Below are 17,486 nucleotides of genomic sequence, written 5' to 3'. Positions count from 1 at the left end.
TTATTCTTTAATCAATTCTCCTTCGTTGCTATCTTCTTCAGCTTTTTTTAACGGTACAATCCAAGTGGCAATAAAAGCAGGAATAGTTGCGATGAGCACCCAAATGAAAAAGTTTTTGTAACCCAAGTGATCACTGATAGGACCGCTAATCATACTGGCCAAAGTATAGCCGAAATAAGTGATAGCGCTACCAAAAGCATAATGTGCCATTTGGTATTTCCCTGGGGCAATTTGCTGCATGATAAACAAGATGATGCCAATGAAGCCAAAACCGTAACCAAAATGCTCGATAGCTACCGAACTGCCGATAATGAACAAGTTGGAGGTTTGTGTAAATGCCAAATAGGCATAAGTGATAAAGGGCAGGTTAAAGCAAGCGCAAAGCAGTAGTAAGGTTTTGCGGTTTAATCCTTTGTTTGATACGAAATAACCTGCTGTTAACGAACCCAGTACGAAAGCAATAGTGCCATAAATACCAGTAAGCATGCCTAAAGTGGCTTCGCTAAGTCCCAAACCGCCAACATCTCTGGTTGCTTTAAAAAACAACGGCATTATTTTAATGGCTTGCCCTTCCGCAAAGCGATATAAAACGATAAAAAGAATACCGAACCAAATATGCTTCTTTCTGAAGAAACTAGTAATCACGTCACTTAAAGTTTGCCAAACTTGTGCTGTGGTTTGTACCTTAACCTGTGTTTGCGTTTGAGGCAAAACCTTCTTATTGTACAAGCCCAACAAAAACATCACTGCGGCATAAACTAATAATACCGTAGCCCATGCTTTGGTGTTGCCATAAAGCGGAATAAGTACTCCTACTAAAAATACCATTCCTCCGTTGGAGAATAGTTTAGCGAAGTTGTAGAAAGTGCCCTGCCAGCCTACGTATTTGGCTTGATCTTTATTATTTAAAGATTGAAGATATAAACCATCGGCAGCGATATCTTGCGTAGCACCTAAAAAGGCAATTAATAGAAAGACCACTACCGATGCTGCAAAGAAATTATCAAGGAACAATAAACCAGCCGCAGCAGCAAATAGCAAACCGGCTAATATTTGCGAACCATAGATGTAAAACTTCTTGGTTTTGTAGAGTTCCATAAAAGGTCCCCAAAGTGGTTTAAAGCTCCAAGGCAGAATAATGATGCCCGTGTAAACGGTAATTTCAGTATCTGAAAAACCCATGTTTTTGTACAAAAGTGATAGCAATGTACCTCCCAATACCAAGTTGGGTAAACCCATGGCAAACCATGTGCTTGGTATCCAGAGAATAGGATTAATGTTTTTAGTTTCTGTTGGTTTCACGGTGTGTATATTGATGGGTTAGGTTTTCCAGAAGAATTTGAGGCGTGTGAATAGAACGGTAATTAAGGCAACAATACCTGTAAATATAACACCTCGGGCAAAGCCGATGAAGGCACTGGTGTTCATTGTATCTAAAAATGTAGAGAGCGTAGTAATTTTTAATAATGGGATGAGTAACAAGTTTCCTGCGGTATAGGCAATCATTGGGTTTTTACCATTGGCTGCCAAAAAGGTGGTCATCGATTTTAGATAACCTAACTTCTCCAATAAGCTGAAAGCTAATAAGGTTAGAAATGATAATCCAGAACAAACAAAGTAATAACTGTAAGTAGAGAAATCTTTCTTGATTCCGCCTTCGTAAGCTTCGAAAAATAGCCCTAACAAAAGCAGATATGTCCCGGCGGTAATCATTTTGTTAATTAATTCGCTGTGCTTTACATCCCTGGCAAGAAGTAATAAACATGCGCAACCTAAAATGTTAAGTAGAAGATTGATTTCTAAAGTTCTGGTAAATAATCCCCAGAGATTTACAAAAACTAAAACCATAGCAATTAGGGCAATAAGAGCTAATACTTTTTTAGGAGCGGTTTCTGGATTTTCGTTTTTTCCTTCCTTAATAAACCATTCGCCAGCAAAGGTGCCCGGAATAATAATGAACAAATATTTAAGGTAGTAGAACTTGTAAAACCAGTTGGCGGGAGTGGCGTTAAAAATCAATTCATTGATGCTGCCATCTTCTTTGGATGCTAGAAATACCGCCATTACAAAGGGTAAAATTGCAATTCGCCAAAGAGGTTGTTTACGAGTGAAATACCAAATCAGACCACCAAAGAAAGCCATGTTAGCTAAGACAATAATGATGATATCGCTTTTAGCCAAGCTGAAATCGCCGTAGGCAAAAGAATAGTAACCTAAAAAAGCAACTGCTATAGCAATGCCAATAACTTTTAAGGCGATGGCAATTTTAGTGTTTACGAATGAATTCCAGCTACCGTAAATGAGGAAAAGACTGGCAAATGCCGCAATTGAAATCAAATGTGTTAAGGTGCTTGGTGTTTTTTCCATTATCCAAGCCCTGGCATGGAAAGTAAAGATAGCGAAGAACACTAGTAATATTAATCTGGTAAACAGCTGTACAAATATTTTGTGGAATGGTTCTGCTTCGGCTTTTTTATGCAAAGCCAAAGGAATTGCCGCCCCCATAGAAAATAAGAAAAATGGAAACACCAAATCTACCCATGTAATGCCTGGCAAGCTTGGATTGAAAGCATGCGTTGGTGGTGGAGTTTGTGCATGAAACATCCAGGCGGGCATCATTTCACCAAAAGCAATGCTGCTAGAGAGCACCATACAAAGTATGGCAAGCCCTCTAAAAGCATCGAGACTATTTAAACGTTTGTTCATGTGCTAAATCAAACGCTTATTTAACGGTAACAGTCAGCTCTCTTACTACCTCTTTTACGTTTCCGTTTAAGCCATTTTTACCTACAAAAGTTACGGTATAAGTTCCCGGTGTACTGAACTTGTATTTGTAGTTTTTAATCTTATCTATGTAAGCTTTAATACCTACGCCTTTGTCTGGATTAACCTTGTTGGTAAAGATATCTCTTGTAATTGCCCAATCTTCAGATTCTGTTAAAGTACTATTGGGCGCAAAATATAAAAATGGAGTTGTTGCCTGAATTATCCACTTATTTGCAGGGTTTTTTACATCGACAGCTGTCCACAGTGCATCTGTTACATTGGCCAAAGAAGAAGTCCCCCCAGGAAATTCGCTAGTTAAATTAAATACTGGCACTCTCCATGTTCTACCGCCAGTACCTGCCGTAGGGCTATTTTGTGCTACATATTTGAAACCGAAAAAGATAGGCTTGCCCAATACAACTAAATCAGTAATATCTATTTTGCCTGATGGCACAACAGCACTTGCTGCAGTACCTCCATCGGGAGCTAACGTAAATCTGCTTGTGATATCGGTCCAGGTTGAATTCTGGATACCTTCTGGGGTATAAACTTTAGTAAAGTCTGTAGAATACCAAAGGGATAAATTATTACGTTGTGATGCGTTTAATACTTGAGTAGAAATATCTAGGAAAACTTTGGCATCATTTGCCTCTAATCTATTTCTGAATCTGTATTCTTTCCCTGATTCACCTGAGTAAAATCCAATTACATCTGCGTAACCTTCGATATTAAATTCTACAGAATCGGCAACGTTATATTCTGCTTTAGAAGTGCTTACGTTAAATGTTAGTTCTTCGGGATTATCTTTTTTACAAGCATAAACGCTAGTAATTAAAAGTGCGCCAAGTATATATTTAAATTTATTCATGACCGTTTTTTTAAAGTTCATCATTACCATCCCTTGTTAGGAACAATTAATTTGTTTAAGCTAATTTCTGCAGCAGGCGTTGCGAAAAGCGTATCCTTTTCAGAGACGTTTTGTCCAGATTTAGCGGCATAAGTATAGGCTGCAGGTGCCGTAGCAGCAATCTCGTTTGCTATACTCTTCATGGTTAAGTAAAACTCTCCCCAACGAATAAGGTCAAATCTTCTCAAACCTTCATAACCTAACTCCCAAGACCTTTCGTTTCTAACGGCAATACGGAAATCTTCCTTAGCTGTGGTATTTGCAATAGTTAAATCGTTGTTTGCCGTTTGTGTGTTGGTTAATGTTGCTGTTGCAGTAGCGCCAGTTGCTACGGGTGCGTTTGTAGCATATCCACCAGTAAAGGTTACCGTTGGAGCAGATGTATAACCTGTACCCATATCAGTAACATATACTGCAGTAACTCTGCCCGAAGCAATTGTAGCAGTTGCTTTGGCACCAGTTCCACCGCCTCCAGTTAAGGTAACTGTAGGAATTATAGTATAGCCACTGCCACCAGCTGTAACGGCAACAGATTTCACTAGCTCTGCATTAGTTAAGGTTTTACCAAAAGCACGACGACGTACTTCATTGATGGCATCAAACGCTTTTACCGTTGGGCCATTCATTTCATTTTCTGCTTCTGCTAACATCAAAAGAACATCCGCATATCTTAGCAATGGGAAATTGATAGCTGTTGTACCATTGAATTTTGCTGCTGTGGTTTCATATTCACGTCTCCATTTCGCATCGTAACGGTTGTAAATCTGTGTAGGTCCGTAACCAACTCTTGCGTTGCCGTTGCCAGAATCATACGAGTACGGGCTGATATTCCAATCTCTACGCAAATCGCCATCTTTAAAGCTTTTATAGTATCTATCTGTAGTGTGTTTAGCACCGTAGCTAAAGCCCAAACTTGCGTTAGCACCAATGCCGTTGATAGAACCTACGGAACCATCTTCTTCTTGAGTGCCATTTTTTCTGTTAAACTCAACTTCCCAAAGAGATTCTCTGGTGTCGTATTTATCTTGACACATATTAATGAATACCTGCGAATAACTAGGGTTTAAACTGTGGCCAGCTGTTTTCACTTTTTCAGCCCATTTTACTACTTCAGCATAACGAGAAGCATCTCTAAGTGGCGCTCCAGCCATCTTCAAGTTTACACGAGCTAAAATTCCCCACACTACAGATTTGGTCACTCGTCCAGCGTGATTGTAGTTCGAGATTGGATTAACCAAATCAGCCGCGGTCTCCATGTCGGCAACTATTTGTGCATAGTTGGTTTTGTAAGGCGAATTTGGGAAATGCGTATCGTTTGGCGATTTTGTTGAAGCCAATCTCAACGGCACATTACCCCAATTGCTAGTTAAAACAAAATGATAATATGCTCTCAAAAACAAAGCCTCGCCTCTTGCTGCATTTTTCTTAACAGGATCCATGTTTGCTTTATCGATATTTTCTAAAAGCATGTTTGCTCTATTGATACCATTATAGAAAGCTGTCCAAGCTTCGCCTAATTTAGTATCTGATGGATTGTAGTTGTACAAACCAATATCTTGTGTCCATGAAGATAGTGCGATAAAAGAATCATCGGCCACATCCATTTCAAAATATAGGTACCTACCGTAAGTAGCTGTTTTGGCTAGTACATCGTAAACGCCGGTTAAAGCGGCATTAATATCGGCCTCTGTATTGTAATAATTTGCAGGGGCTAAAGAATCGGTAGGTTTAACATCTAGGAACTTTTTACAAGAAGCTAGTGCAAATGCCGATACAAAGAGTAAAATTAAAATACGTTTCATCATCTTTTTATATTTAAATAATGATTAAAAAGTTGTGTTGATACCAAAGGTGATCGTTCTTGCTCTCGGGTACGCAGAGTAGTCGAAACCTGGGGTTAAGGCACTATTTCTAACAGATACCTCTGGGTCGTAGCCAGAATAGTTAGTCCAAGTGTATAGGTTTTGTGCCGATACATATACTCGCCCAGTTTTGAAGACTCTTGATTTTTGTAACCATCCAGAAGGCAGTGTATAGCCTAAAGAAACCGTTTTTAACCTCAAGAAAGAACCATCTTCTATGACACGGGTAGAATAAGATTTTAAAGAAGAACCTCTTCCCGCTGCAACACCTGGCATATCAGAAGTAGGGTTTTCTGCCGACCATCTATCTGTGTAAGTGGCATACTGATTGTATCCGTATTTGTAAGAAGATTCGAACATGATGCGGTTGGCATTGATGATATCATTACCATACGACCATTGTAAGAAAATTCCTAAATCAAATCCTTTATAGCTAAAGTTGTTAGAAAAACCACCTACATGAACTGGGTTTGGATTTCCGATAACGGTTTTGTCGATTTCTGTGATTTGTCCATCTCCGTCTAAATCCACATATTTTACATCTCCAGGTTTCACATTAGCTCTAGAGCCACCGTTAGAAGGAACGTTGTTTTTCAAAGTGTAAACTCCACCTAATAAGTCGAAATCTTCGTATTTGTAAGTTCCAGCGTAGATTAAGCCATAAAACTGTGCAATTGGTTCATTCAATTTGGCAACATAGCCAGGAATGTTTTTCCAATCATCGCCCCACCCTTGTGAAGTTAACATGTAAAGTTGGTTATCTGTTAATTCCAATACTTTGTTGCGGTTAAACGCGATATTAAATGAACTGGTCCAGGTAAAGTCTTTGGTTTGAATTGGCGTACCGCCTAAGGTAATCTCTAAGCCTTGATTTTGAACCTTTCCGATGTTTTTGAATACTCTATTGTAGCCCGAACTAGGGGACATAGGAGCATTTAGCAATAAATCGTCGGTGGTTTTCTTATAAACATCTATCTCAGCAGTTAATCGTTGTTTAAAGAAGCCTAGTTCTAAACCAATGTCCATTTGTTTGGTAGCTTCCCATTTTAGTTCAGCATTTCCTAACGAAGAATACATTAAACCTTTACTATCTGATCCTCCAAAAGTATAGCTCGGGAAGTTGTTGATGGTATAAGTTCCGTCTGGGTTGGCAAAGCTAAGTGCCGGATGTGCAGCAAAGTTACCTACGCCATTATTACCAGTAGCACCGTAAGATACACGTAGTTTGGCATTAGAGATAGCTCTGATATTCTTCACAAACTGTTCGTTGTTTAATTGCCAAGCTACTGCTGCCGATGGAAAGTAAGCCCATTTGTTATCACCTAAAAAGCGAGAACTTCCATCTGCCCTAAGTGAACCTGTAAATAGGAAACGGTCAAACAATTTATAATTTGCCCTAGCAATAAAACTTGCCATCGTAGATTTTGATGTTACCGAAGTAATATTTAATGGATTACCTTCGTCAAGACCGCTTAAACCCAAGCTCTCATTTGGCAACAATGCAGCTGCAGCACCAAAAGAATTACTTTTGTTTTCTTCTATCGTAAAGCCGCCCATTACATCAAAGTAATGGTCTTTGTTTAGTCGCTTTGCGTAATTTAAGGTATTGTAACTTTGCCAGGTATTAGAGTTAAGATAGGTTTTGCTACCGTTAACTAAATAATTTCCAGCAATACCACTTCTAGACATTGAGCCATTGAAAACGTCGTATACTCTTGAGCCTCTATTGATACTTGCTACGGTTTTAAACTTAAGATCTTTGGTAATTTGATATTCTGCAAATCCGCTAGCGGCTAAGTTTTCACCATAGTTTTCTCGCAATTCATTTTTAACGGTTAAAACCGGGTTGAAGGTAAAATTGCTTGCTTGTTCAACCTCTGGGTCATTAGCTAAGTCCAATAAATTGATAGCTGGATTTACCGCCAATGGTCTAAATGCCCAAACGCTGAACAGTAAATTGGATTCGTTTGTAAAACTACCAGTAGAGGTAGGGCTACCATAATTCTTTACCCCCGAATAGGTAGCCGTTATCCCTACTTTTAATCTGTCTGAAACTTCTTGGTCTAATGCAAATTTTCCTTGTAGGCGATTAAAACCCGAGTTTAACAAAATACCGTCTTGACCAGTATAAGATAAAGAGGCATTGTATTTAGTTTTTTTAGTTCCGCCGCTTAAGTTTAAGTAATGGTTTTGCATTGGAGCCACACGTGTTACTTCATTTTCCCAGTTAATACCTTTTAGGCCAGCGTAACTGTCCAGGGTCATGTTGTTTGCGAAATATAGATTTTTCGTTCTTACCGGGTCTATTTCGTTCTGTAGTTTCACAAACTCATAAGGCGATAAACTCTGTACTCTCTTTGTGTTTTCTTGTAAGCCATAATAGCCATTATATGAAATAGTTGGGATGCCTTCTTTACCTCTTTTAGTGGTTACCATGATTACACCATTAGAACCCCTTGCTCCATAAATAGCGGTAGAAGATGCGTCTTTCAAAATGTCAATCGACTCGATATCGTTGGGATCAATAGTGTTTAACGGGTTAACAGAAAGGTTGTTCGGGTCTTCGAAAATAATTCCATCAATTACAACCAATGGGTAGTTATTTTGCGTAACCGAGTTATTACCACGGATGGTAATGTTGATGCTGGATCCAGGTTGTCCTTCGCTGGAGGTTACCTGCACACCCGCTACACGACCAGCCAAAGCTTCATCGAATGATTTTACTGGGGCTTTTTGCAAATCAGAGATACTTACACTACCCACCGAACCGGTGAGATCTTTTCTGGTAGTGGTACCGTAACCAATCACCACTACATCGTTAAGGGTAGATACGCTCGATTTTAACGTTACATTTATTACATTTCCACTAACTGCGGTTTCTTTTGTTTCGTAGCCTAGGTAGCTAAATATTAAAGTGTTTGAGCCTGCAGGTAAGGTGATTTGGAAATTACCCTCCTGATTGGTTGTGGTACTTAACTTAGTGCCTTTCACCAATACACTCACGCCGGTAAGAATATCGTTTTGGTCATCCTTTACTGTTCCGCTTACTTTGGTCTGCGCCATTACCGAAGCAGAAAAAGTGAGCAGCAATAAAGCTAGCAAAGCGAGAAATCTGCCTTTTCTAATTGAAAATCGTTTCTTCATGGTTAATAAATATTTATTGTTAGGTTGTTGATTACTTTGTTTTTCCGGTAAAATCTATCTCCGCTTTAAATGGATTTAGAAAATGGTCTAATGCATGAGCTACCATTCTTCTGTTCAATGTGCTTTCTGGTGTTAAGCCTGTAAAGTTCTGTTGCTTTAAAAAGTCGGTGATTTGCGTTGCGCTTACCTCTTTTTGTCCAATAGCTTTGATTGCGGCAGACATAAAGCCTACATTAACCAAATTTCCTGATGGATGTAATTCTGCAAATGCAGGATAAAATGACTTTAATCCATTTACCAAATCCCATTCGCTAACAGGAAGCTCTGGATAGAACCAGGTTTGGTTTGCCCATTTGTATGATAAACCGGTTCCTTTTAAAATACCTGTGGCTCCTATTCTTTGGATTACTTTGAAAGAAGCATCGGCTGGTTTAACATCAATAAAAGGCATTAAATAAGCGTTGCTTTCTAATAAGGCGTTTTGTACCGCTCTAATATTAATGTTTGATGGGTCGGTGTCGCTTAATACAGCAGTGGCTGCTAACGCTCCTGCTGCTTGTCCAATGCCTAAAACCACAGGCTGCAAACGACTAGCACCAGCAACGATGTTGGTTACACTAATGCTCTTTTCAGCAATAATTAAACCTTCTGCATTTTTAGGTACCAAAGCTCCCAAAGGGATGTTGTAAGAAGGCACTTTAATTTTCACAAACTCAATTTGTGGTGCATCGGGGTTTTTAAGGTGATGGTGGTCTATAGTATAATCTCCTACAGCAATACCTGTTCTATAAAGTGCTGTTTTCTGACCGTAAGGAGAAGTTACATCATTTAAGGTCAAAGTTACTTTTCCATCTAAACGACGAGATTCTCTATGGTAAGCAATCATCGGTAAACGGTCTGCAGTCGGGAATTCATCATCGGCTATGCCTAAGTTTTTGAAACCCAGTTTGGTTTGTAAATGATAGATGAAACGTAAGCTATGTAGCTTTGCCTTTTCTAAGGATTTTTTGCGTTCTGCATCAGTCATTTCAATGATATTCATGTAAATATCGTTACCACATTTTGGCCAGTTAATCATGTATTTGCCGTTTGGCAATTTGCCGTAGGTAATCATCTGGCTGCAGTCTATTTTGGGCGTATTGTCATGCGAAGCCGGGTCTTGAACATCGCAGCAGCAATCAAATTCGCTTGGATCATATCCAACTGGTTTTTTGATGGTCTTGTTTGCTTTAGCACCGAAATCCTTTAAAACCACTACATAAGTTAAATCTTGAATGATGTTGTTTGCTTTTTCTGGTGCAAAACTTTCTCCTGTATCATAACGACTATCCATTCCTATACGATAAGGAACTTTCAGTTTTCCCATAACATCTCCTAGCTCGGTAGCATCAATTACAATTTTAGCTTCTACACTTTGTTTTTTGCCTTTACTGCTGATTTCCGCTTTCCAAGTTTTGCCCTCTTTTGCAATGTTGGTTAATGTGCTTCTATACCAAACGTTAAGGTTTGGATTTTGAGCCATTGTTTTTAATGTTTTGTTACCGAAAGAAGGTTCGAAAAGCGTGTTGCTTACCCAGCCAGTTTCAACGGCTTTAGGTCCTCCGTAGTAATCGTAAAGGTGTTGTCTAAATTCGCCCCACAAACCCGAAGGCATATTGTGGTTGCCGTCAATGGCAGAAACACCAGCCGAAGTTAGCATACCGCCCAACCATTCGGTTTCTTCTACCACCAATACTTTTACTCCCATTCGTGCAGATTGGATGGCAGCCGTTGTTCCGCTGGCACCTCCTCCAATAATTAATACATCTGTTTTTACTTGCGCTACCGCCTGATAACAGGTTAGTAATGCACTAAAAACAAGAATTTTGGTAAATTTTATATTCATACTTGGTTATTTGCTTTTCAAAATCAGTGCAGTAATTACAGGTCTTTCTCCTGCTGCATCTGAAGGTTTCACCGTGTGCGCACCATTAACATATAATGCCGTAGAACCGCCACCGTCTAAGTTAATTGCGCCAACGCAACCCATATCTTTCATTACTTGAGCTAATTCTGCTAGTGTTAAGCCAGTGCCACCGCTCGTGTTATTTCCTTCCACAGCAAGCATAATTACTTTTTTATTTGCGGTATAGCCAATTGCCGACCTTGCTCTAGAACTGTTGTTGTCTATCACAATAAGCTCTGCGTCGTCAGAAATATTGATGTTGTTATTCTTGATTAACATGGGCGAACCGCCAATTGCTGTAGTGGCATCCCATATGGTTCCTCCAGCAGGAAATGTAGCGCTAGGTAATGCCTGTGGCGCACTGTTCAAAATATTTGGTGAAGGTGCAGGATAACTGTATATCGTTCCGTTTCCGCTACCTACGTGATAAACCCAGGTTACGTCGGCAGTGTTGTCAGTCTTTAGTCCAAAAGCGGCCCGAGTAGGATAATAAGTTGCATCATTGCCATTATATTTTCTGGTCAGCGATTTAATATTGATGGCACTAACTGTACCATTGAACATGCTTAAGCTGTAAGATGCATTAGGCCCGAAGAAGCCAGCATTGATACAAGCGAATTTTTTAGAAATTTCTTCATTATAAAAGTCACTTACCTTTTTGTTGGTAGATGATGCAACAGGTTTTAGCTCAATTAATTTTGGATCAAATACAACCGCATACATAACCGTAGTTTTGTTGTTAATAGGCTTCTTGTTAAGATAAACCTGAACACCTGTCGGGAAATCTTTCATCAAATGAACGGCTTTCATCCAGTCTGATGATAATGCAGTTATAGCTGTAGAATCTACAGGCTGTATAATTTGCTTAGGATGGTAATCTCCTGTTTCTGATTTGCTGCAGCTATAAACTACTGCACTTGTTGCCAGAATTAAAAGGTTAGAAAGAAGCTTCTTCATCAGCTTGTCTGTTAGTTATAGTGTAAATATAGATACTTTTTTAAAAAAATTAATAAGTTGTGTCATTTTTTTAAATTTTAATTTTTTCAAAGGCCATGTTTATATATAAAATCTATTTGTTTGCTAGTTTAAATGAGATATTATTTTAATTTTGATTTTTAAAAAATATTAGAAAATGACTTTTTTTAACGAGCTCGGTGACGAAAATATATCAGGAGTTGCTTATAAAAACATTACGATAAAGAAGGCTATTGTGGCTTATTTTAGTAAAAATGGCAATTCTACTATAGCAGATTTGTGCGGAGAATTGGGCTTAAGTACGCCTAAAATCAACAATGTATTGAATGATTTAATTGCTGAGGGCTTGGTAAAAGACTTTGGTAAACTGCAATCTCGCGGAGGTAGAAAACCAAATATCTATGGATTGGTAATGGAATCGGGCTATTTCTTGGGCATTGATGTTAAAAAGTCACATATCAATATTGGTTTAACAGATTTACAGAAGAACTTGGTTCACGTAAAATCTAACATTCCATATAGCTTAAATAATAACGAAGAGTCTCTAAATCAGCTTTGTGAGCTTATTAATAATTTTATAAAAGAAGCGCCGGTTAAGAGAGAAAAAATATTAGGCGCTGGCCTAAATTTATCTGGGCGCATTAACTACGCTACAGGTTATAGTTATAGCTTTTTCCATTTCAACGAAGAACCACTTAGTAGGGTAATAGAACGTAACATTGGTTTGCGCATCTTCTTAGAAAACGATTCGAGGGCCATGGCTTTTGGTGAATTTTCGGCTGGTGTAGTTCATGAGGAAGAAAATGTGCTCTTCTTAAATATGGATTACGGAATGGGTGTCGGTATCATGATTAGCAGCCAGCTGTATTACGGAAAATCTGGTTTTGCAGGCGAGTTTGGACATATCCCGTTTTTTAACAACGAAATATTGTGTAGCTGCGGTAAAAAAGGATGTCTGGAAACCGAAGTTTCTGGTTGGGCTTTAGTGAGAAAGTTTAAGGAGAAACTGATCGAAGGATCTACTTCTGTGCTCTCTAACATGCCGGCAGATGATATTAAACTAAGTGACATTATTGAAGCGGCCATCAAAGACGATGTTTTGGCCATTGAACTAGTGGCAGAAGTTGGAGAGAAACTAGGTAAAGGTATTGCAGTGCTCATCAACATTTTTAATCCAGAAATGGTCATACTTGGCGGAAGTTTAGCCGAAACGGGCGAATATATCAGGCTACCGATAAAAAGTGCTTTAAACAAGTTTTCGCTAAGTTTGGTAAATAACGACACGCAGTTAAAAATGTCGAAATTAGGAGAAAAAGCAGGAGTAGTGGGCGCTTGTTTGTTGGTAAGAAACCGACTACTCGGGCTCGTTTAAAGTTTCGCTCTTTTCTTTAGCTCGCTAATTGGCAGTTTCACGATTCTGCTTTTTTGCTTGTCTCCTCTGTAGCTAACCATTCTAATTGTCTTCGCACCTTTCGGAATTTGAATTGCTTGTCCCTTATATTTTGGGTAAAACTGGTCTGGGTCTGTGTCGTCAAACGCATAGAATACGCTAACATCAGGCACCTCTGTATCGATACTTAACACAACGTCTCCATTTTCAGCCTTCTTTGCACTTACCATAGGGTCGTAAAAATAATTGCTGTAGTTGGTGCTGTCTAAAGTCAGTAATGGCAAATGTGCTTCTATTTTTTTAAGGAATATTGGCCAACTAACTTTTGGAGCATTAGACCAAAGATTTTCGGCTAAAGCAAAGCCTCTAGGCCAGGTCATAAATTGTAATTTACGTTCGTTCGGAACTTGTTCCGTCCATAAACTGCCTTGTCCACCAATTACATTTTTAGCATTAATACCTTCTGGCAGCGGATTAAACTTGTAAGTGTTGCTCAATCGATTTACCGTAAAAGGAGCATTTTCTAAAAAAGGATCACCTTGATAAAAATCCAGATAAGTTAAAAAGGCAGGTGTTAAAACTACTTTCTGTCCAACATTTGATGATTTTACCGCTCCTTTTTCATCCTTCCAGCTCATTTGTACAATGCCGGTATCTAGCCCTTTTTCTAAAGTTTCATACCATCCAATTGGTGTTTTACCTTTAGATTTAACCATTTTCGCAACGCGATTCACGAAGTAGCTTTGCAGTTCGTCAACATTATTAAGTCCTTCGCTTGTAATTCTGCTTTGACAAACCTTGCAATTGCTCCAATAATTTCTGGTCACCTCGTCGCCGCCAATATGAATATATTTCGATGGAAAAATTGCAGCAATTTCACCGATGATTTGGTCTATTTTGGTATAAGTTGAATCATTGCCCACGCAAACTACATTGGTTCTTTTGGCATTCCATGGGTCGCCGGCCAAAACTTGCTGTGGTGTTTTGGTGCAGGAAACTTCAGGATATGATGCCACAAAAGCCAAGCTATGTCCGGGTAAATCAATTTCTGGCACAATATCTACAAAGCGTTGTTTCGCATAAGCTACCAGCTCCTTAATGTCTTCTTGGCTATAATATCCACCATAGGTAGCAACCTCTCCTGGCTCCGGTGCGGGCATACCACTCCAGTACCCTGTTCTAGGCACCCGCCATGCACCAACGCTCGTTAGCTTTGGCAATTGCTTAATTTCAAGTCTCCAGCCCTGATTATCGGTTAAATGTAAATGAAGTACGTTCAATTTATATTTCGCCATTTGGTCGATGTATCGTTTCAACACATCTTTACCGAAAAAATGTCTGCTTACATCAATCATCAAACCTCGCCAAGCAAATTTGGGTTCGTCTTTAATACTAGCTTCTGGGATTACGCTGCTGGCTCCTTGTAAATTCAATCGAACCAATTGCATTAAAGTTTGCCAGCCATAAAACCAACCCGAAGGTTGAGCTGCGCTGATTACAATTTTATCTTTTGAAACTTTTAGCTCATAGCCCTCTTTCGCTAAGCCAGATTTGATAGAAAACGAAATGTTGTTTTTGCTTAATGCATTTGCTGTCGTTTTAATCTTCGTATTTAATGCAGAAGAAAGTTGTTCTTTAAAGTGGTTAATTAGCTCCGTATGTTCTCTTTCTTTTGGCAAAGAAATGCTAGTCAGCAAACTTAATTTAAATGTTGATTTGCCGATAGTTAATTGAGATGGCTGTGGAATTAAGGCTAGTTTGTTTTCTTCTTGGGCAACAGCAAGAAAAGCAGTAGTAGCCAATAAGAATAGCGTCTTAATTAGAATTTTCATGGAATTATTTCTTGAGATGTTCAGCAAAAAACTCGAAATGTCTGATGATGGATTTACTCCAGTATCCGCCAGTATGGCCTCCTGGTTGTGCAATGTAAGTTGCTTTGATCTTCAGGTCATCGCACTTTTGCCTAAATTGCTTACTGGTGATGTATAGATAATCTTCGGTGCCGGTATCAAAAATTAACGCTTTATTTAAACCTTGTAATGCTTGCAGGTTATTTACAGGAGAGTAATCATCGTAAAGCTTGTTTTTGTCATCGTAAGTACCTATCAGATAAGCAATGGTTGTTTTTCTGAAAGCTGAATAACGGAGGTTCAAAACACCAGAGGTGCTTCCTGCTCCAGCAAATAGTTGCGGATATTTGGTCATCATATACATTGCTCCGAAACCACCCATACTTGCTCCAGTAATAAATACATTGTTATGATCTACCTTATATTTTTGGTTAATAGCAGGCATGAGCTCTTCTAAAAAGAAAGTTTCATACTGCAAGCTATCTTTATTTGGAGAATTTAGATACCAACTTTTTTTCAATCCATCGGGACAAACGATAATAAATTGATATTGATTAGCCAGCTTTTGTAGATCGGTGAGTTTGCTCCAACTTTTGTAATTGGCATTATGGCCGTGTAAAAGATAAACAACAGGATACTTGTCTAAATTTTGCTGTTGCGGTTTAAAGACTAGAACCGAATCAACTTGCTTCAGGTTTTTCTTTGAAGGAATAGTCAAAAGATCTTGGGCATGCGCATTAAACACACCCAAGATTAAAATCAAAATAAGTTGAAAGCTAAACCTCATGGTTATGGATTTAAATCAACAGGCACTAAAATTAATGGGGTTGGTAAGCAAGATGCGCCAGGAGGCGAGTAGGTTAGCTTAATGGTTTGCTCTTCGCCATTTGCAGCTGGTTTAAATACTTGAATTAACACTGCTTCTGGTGCAGCTTTGGTTACCAGTTGGTCTTTTGGCAACTGAATAATTCCATCTTTAAATTTGCCTTCACTTACTTTCATGGCAGCTGCCATTCCACTACACCACTGGTTATCCGCAGAGCGAGAATTCCAAGTAATTAAAGCCAATCCTTTACCGTCAGTGCTTTTCCACTTTAATTCTACATCATAGATTACACCATAATTGCCTGCTAATTTAGCTTGTTGTCCAGTGGTTCCTTCTCTACCAATAATCCACGGGTCGTTAACGCCATCCGCAATTACCAATGAAGATGTACCATTCTTCGTATCAATAACTGTAGTATTACTTACATGATAGTTGCTCACGCCATACAAACCTCTACCAGCTCCGCTTTTTGTTTTTGGAGGCAATACATTAGTAATTCTTTTCAATGCATCTTTTCCGCTAGTTTTAAGATCTGTTTGCAATACGGTGATTTCTGCGGGTTGGTCTACTAAAAACTCATAAAATCCATGTACCAGTTCATCATATTTAACGATGTATTTTTCCAATTTCTCGTCAATAGGTACAGCGTCACCAGGCTTTATAATGCGAACCTCTTCGCTAGGCTGCGCTGCTAAAAATGAAGCTAAACCCTCTTTTCCCAACTTAAAATAATTGGTGCTTGGTGCTTGCGACACATATTTTAACATTTTAATACGCATAGGAGCCTTGCCAGTATTTTTAATCATCGCAATGATTTTCCTATCAATTTGTTTAGGTTCCTTAACGCCGTTTACGTTGTATAGGTAAAAACGAACCGCCCCTGGAACTACACTTTCTTTTAAAGCAATTGCCTCTGGAACTCGGATATATTCAGGGTCGTCAGAGATGATATACTGTGGTCCTGGAGTGGGGTATTTTTGGAAAGGAATTTGAGTTATTTTCTCTGTTAAAAAGCCATCAAGTTTTACAATGGCACCTTGGTTTGCTTTTAATAAATCTTGATTTTGAGCTTTAGTAAGTTGTTGAGCAAAGGTTTTTGTACTTAAAATACAAGCACCAGCTATTAAAAAAGCGGTTTTGTTCAGTCTCATCATTTGATTAGGGTTCATTTGTTAATAAAGTGAAGATAGCTCAAATATTTAATAATTAAAAAAATTTAATAACTAAATCTATATTAAATAAAATTATTACAAATAAATATAGGGACAAAAATAAAGCCCCGAGTTGCCTCGGAGCTTTTCAATCAATCAATATTAAAAAGGAGAACCTTTCTAATTATTTTACAATTACTGCGCCCTTCGCTTCAAAAACGATTTCTTTTTTAGGTTCAGTAATTTTCGCTATTTCTTCTTCAGATTTTTTTGCGTCTTTAGCATAATGCTGTAAATCTTCAACAGAAGTTACTTTTCTTTCTGCAAAACCATCAATGACTACTTTAGTTCCTGGAGCCATATCCTTTGGCATAAAGAAACCATAGTCTTTAAATTTCACGAACATTGTTTCCTTATCAGAAATTTTAACGGTCATGAAACAACCTTTTTTCTTGCAAACGTTAACAACTTCGCCTTCTACTTTCATATCAGCTTTAGTTGCTGCACCTAATTTGCTATTTACTTCAGTGGCAGAAATGATATTGCCTTTGGTAACACCTTCGCCAAAAACTTGACCTTCTACTTTATCTTGCGCAAAAGCAAAAGATGCGAAAGCACAGAAAACTAAACTTAGTACTATCTTTTTCATGAGATTATATTTTTGTTGTTA

General features: G+C 38.6%; 12 protein-coding genes. 1 reads left to right on the top strand and 11 read right to left on the bottom strand.

Annotation, left to right across the window (positions count from 1 at the left end; genetic code table 11):
- From CRO54_RS17670 to CRO54_RS17640, 7 genes are read right to left on the bottom strand one after another with little or no spacing between them, the layout of a single operon-like run.
- Window positions 1–1,302: an MFS transporter gene (locus CRO54_RS17670; RefSeq protein ID WP_240775160.1), complete on the bottom strand. Its 1,302-nt coding sequence runs from the start codon at window positions 1,300–1,302 to the stop codon at window positions 1–3.
- A gap of 18 nt (window positions 1,303–1,320) precedes the next feature.
- The gene (locus CRO54_RS17665; protein WP_097133404.1) at window positions 1,321–2,706 is read right to left on the bottom strand and encodes a DUF5009 domain-containing protein; all 1,386 of its coding nucleotides are present in this window, start codon (window positions 2,704–2,706) and stop codon (window positions 1,321–1,323) included.
- Between the two features lie 16 nt (window positions 2,707–2,722).
- Window positions 2,723–3,634: a DUF5017 domain-containing protein gene (locus CRO54_RS17660; RefSeq protein ID WP_171047946.1), complete on the bottom strand. Its 912-nt coding sequence runs from the start codon at window positions 3,632–3,634 to the stop codon at window positions 2,723–2,725.
- Between the two features lie 23 nt (window positions 3,635–3,657).
- Window positions 3,658–5,475: a RagB/SusD family nutrient uptake outer membrane protein gene (locus tag CRO54_RS17655; RefSeq protein ID WP_097133402.1), complete on the bottom strand. Its 1,818-nt coding sequence runs from the start codon at window positions 5,473–5,475 to the stop codon at window positions 3,658–3,660.
- A gap of 24 nt (window positions 5,476–5,499) precedes the next feature.
- Window positions 5,500–8,679: a SusC/RagA family TonB-linked outer membrane protein gene (locus tag CRO54_RS17650; RefSeq protein ID WP_097133401.1), complete on the bottom strand. Its 3,180-nt coding sequence runs from the start codon at window positions 8,677–8,679 to the stop codon at window positions 5,500–5,502.
- Between the two features lie 31 nt (window positions 8,680–8,710).
- On the bottom strand, window positions 8,711–10,564 hold the full coding sequence (locus CRO54_RS17645; RefSeq protein WP_097133400.1) for an FAD-dependent oxidoreductase: 1,854 nt from the start codon (window positions 10,562–10,564) through the stop codon (window positions 8,711–8,713).
- Between the two features lie 6 nt (window positions 10,565–10,570).
- Window positions 10,571–11,581, bottom strand: a complete 1,011-nt coding sequence (locus CRO54_RS17640) for a phosphodiester glycosidase family protein (RefSeq protein WP_097133399.1) — start codon at window positions 11,579–11,581, stop codon at window positions 10,571–10,573.
- A gap of 175 nt (window positions 11,582–11,756) precedes the next feature.
- On the opposite strand from CRO54_RS17640, the gene CRO54_RS17635 reads away from it, so the two are divergent.
- Window positions 11,757–12,971, top strand: coding sequence for an ROK family transcriptional regulator (locus CRO54_RS17635; RefSeq protein WP_097133398.1), 1,215 nt, complete (start codon window positions 11,757–11,759; stop codon window positions 12,969–12,971).
- Here the strand turns inward: CRO54_RS17635 and CRO54_RS17630 are convergent.
- From CRO54_RS17630 to CRO54_RS17615, 4 genes are all read right to left on the bottom strand, one after another.
- Window positions 12,968–14,821 carry a beta-N-acetylhexosaminidase gene (locus CRO54_RS17630; protein WP_097133397.1) on the bottom strand — a complete coding sequence of 618 codons (1,854 nt, stop codon included), beginning with the start codon at window positions 14,819–14,821 and terminating at the stop codon, window positions 12,968–12,970. The genes CRO54_RS17635 and CRO54_RS17630 overlap by 4 nt on opposite strands.
- 4 nt (window positions 14,822–14,825) lie before the next feature.
- Window positions 14,826–15,626: an alpha/beta hydrolase gene (locus CRO54_RS17625; RefSeq protein ID WP_097133396.1), complete on the bottom strand. Its 801-nt coding sequence runs from the start codon at window positions 15,624–15,626 to the stop codon at window positions 14,826–14,828.
- A gap of 2 nt (window positions 15,627–15,628) precedes the next feature.
- Window positions 15,629–16,834, bottom strand: coding sequence for a copper amine oxidase (locus CRO54_RS17620; RefSeq protein ID WP_240775161.1), 1,206 nt, complete (start codon window positions 16,832–16,834; stop codon window positions 15,629–15,631).
- Window positions 16,835–17,000: 166 nt separating this feature from the next.
- Window positions 17,001–17,465 carry a DUF4920 domain-containing protein gene (locus tag CRO54_RS17615; protein ID WP_097133395.1) on the bottom strand — a complete coding sequence of 155 codons (465 nt, stop codon included), beginning with the start codon at window positions 17,463–17,465 and terminating at the stop codon, window positions 17,001–17,003.
- Between the last annotated feature and the right edge of the window lie 21 nt (window positions 17,466–17,486).

Source organism: Pedobacter xixiisoli (genome assembly GCF_900215335.1).
Classification (GTDB): domain Bacteria; phylum Bacteroidota; class Bacteroidia; order Sphingobacteriales; family Sphingobacteriaceae; genus Pedobacter; species Pedobacter xixiisoli.
This window is presented reverse-complemented; position numbering and strand designations above follow the sequence as displayed.

Excerpts from the sequence above, each read along its gene's own strand:
- CRO54_RS17620 (WP_240775161.1), bottom strand. The coding sequence starts at position 16,834 with ATGAACCCTAATCAAATGATGAGACTGAACAAAACCGCTTTTTTAATA.
- CRO54_RS17615 (WP_097133395.1), bottom strand. The coding sequence starts at position 17,465 with ATGAAAAAGATAGTACTAAGTTTAGTTTTCTGTGCTTTCGCATCTTTT.
- CRO54_RS17645 (WP_097133400.1), bottom strand. The coding sequence starts at position 10,564 with ATGAATATAAAATTTACCAAAATTCTTGTTTTTAGTGCATTACTAACC.
- CRO54_RS17660 (WP_171047946.1), bottom strand. The coding sequence starts at position 3,634 with ATGAATAAATTTAAATATATACTTGGCGCACTTTTAATTACTAGCGTT.
- CRO54_RS17635 (WP_097133398.1), top strand. The coding sequence starts at position 11,757 with ATGACTTTTTTTAACGAGCTCGGTGACGAAAATATATCAGGAGTTGCT.
- CRO54_RS17640 (WP_097133399.1), bottom strand. The coding sequence starts at position 11,581 with ATGAAGAAGCTTCTTTCTAACCTTTTAATTCTGGCAACAAGTGCAGTA.
- CRO54_RS17655 (WP_097133402.1), bottom strand. The coding sequence starts at position 5,475 with ATGAAACGTATTTTAATTTTACTCTTTGTATCGGCATTTGCACTAGCT.
- CRO54_RS17625 (WP_097133396.1), bottom strand. The coding sequence starts at position 15,626 with ATGAGGTTTAGCTTTCAACTTATTTTGATTTTAATCTTGGGTGTGTTT.
- CRO54_RS17665 (WP_097133404.1), bottom strand. The coding sequence starts at position 2,706 with ATGAACAAACGTTTAAATAGTCTCGATGCTTTTAGAGGGCTTGCCATA.
- CRO54_RS17650 (WP_097133401.1), bottom strand. The coding sequence starts at position 8,679 with ATGAAGAAACGATTTTCAATTAGAAAAGGCAGATTTCTCGCTTTGCTA.
- CRO54_RS17630 (WP_097133397.1), bottom strand. The coding sequence starts at position 14,821 with ATGAAAATTCTAATTAAGACGCTATTCTTATTGGCTACTACTGCTTTT.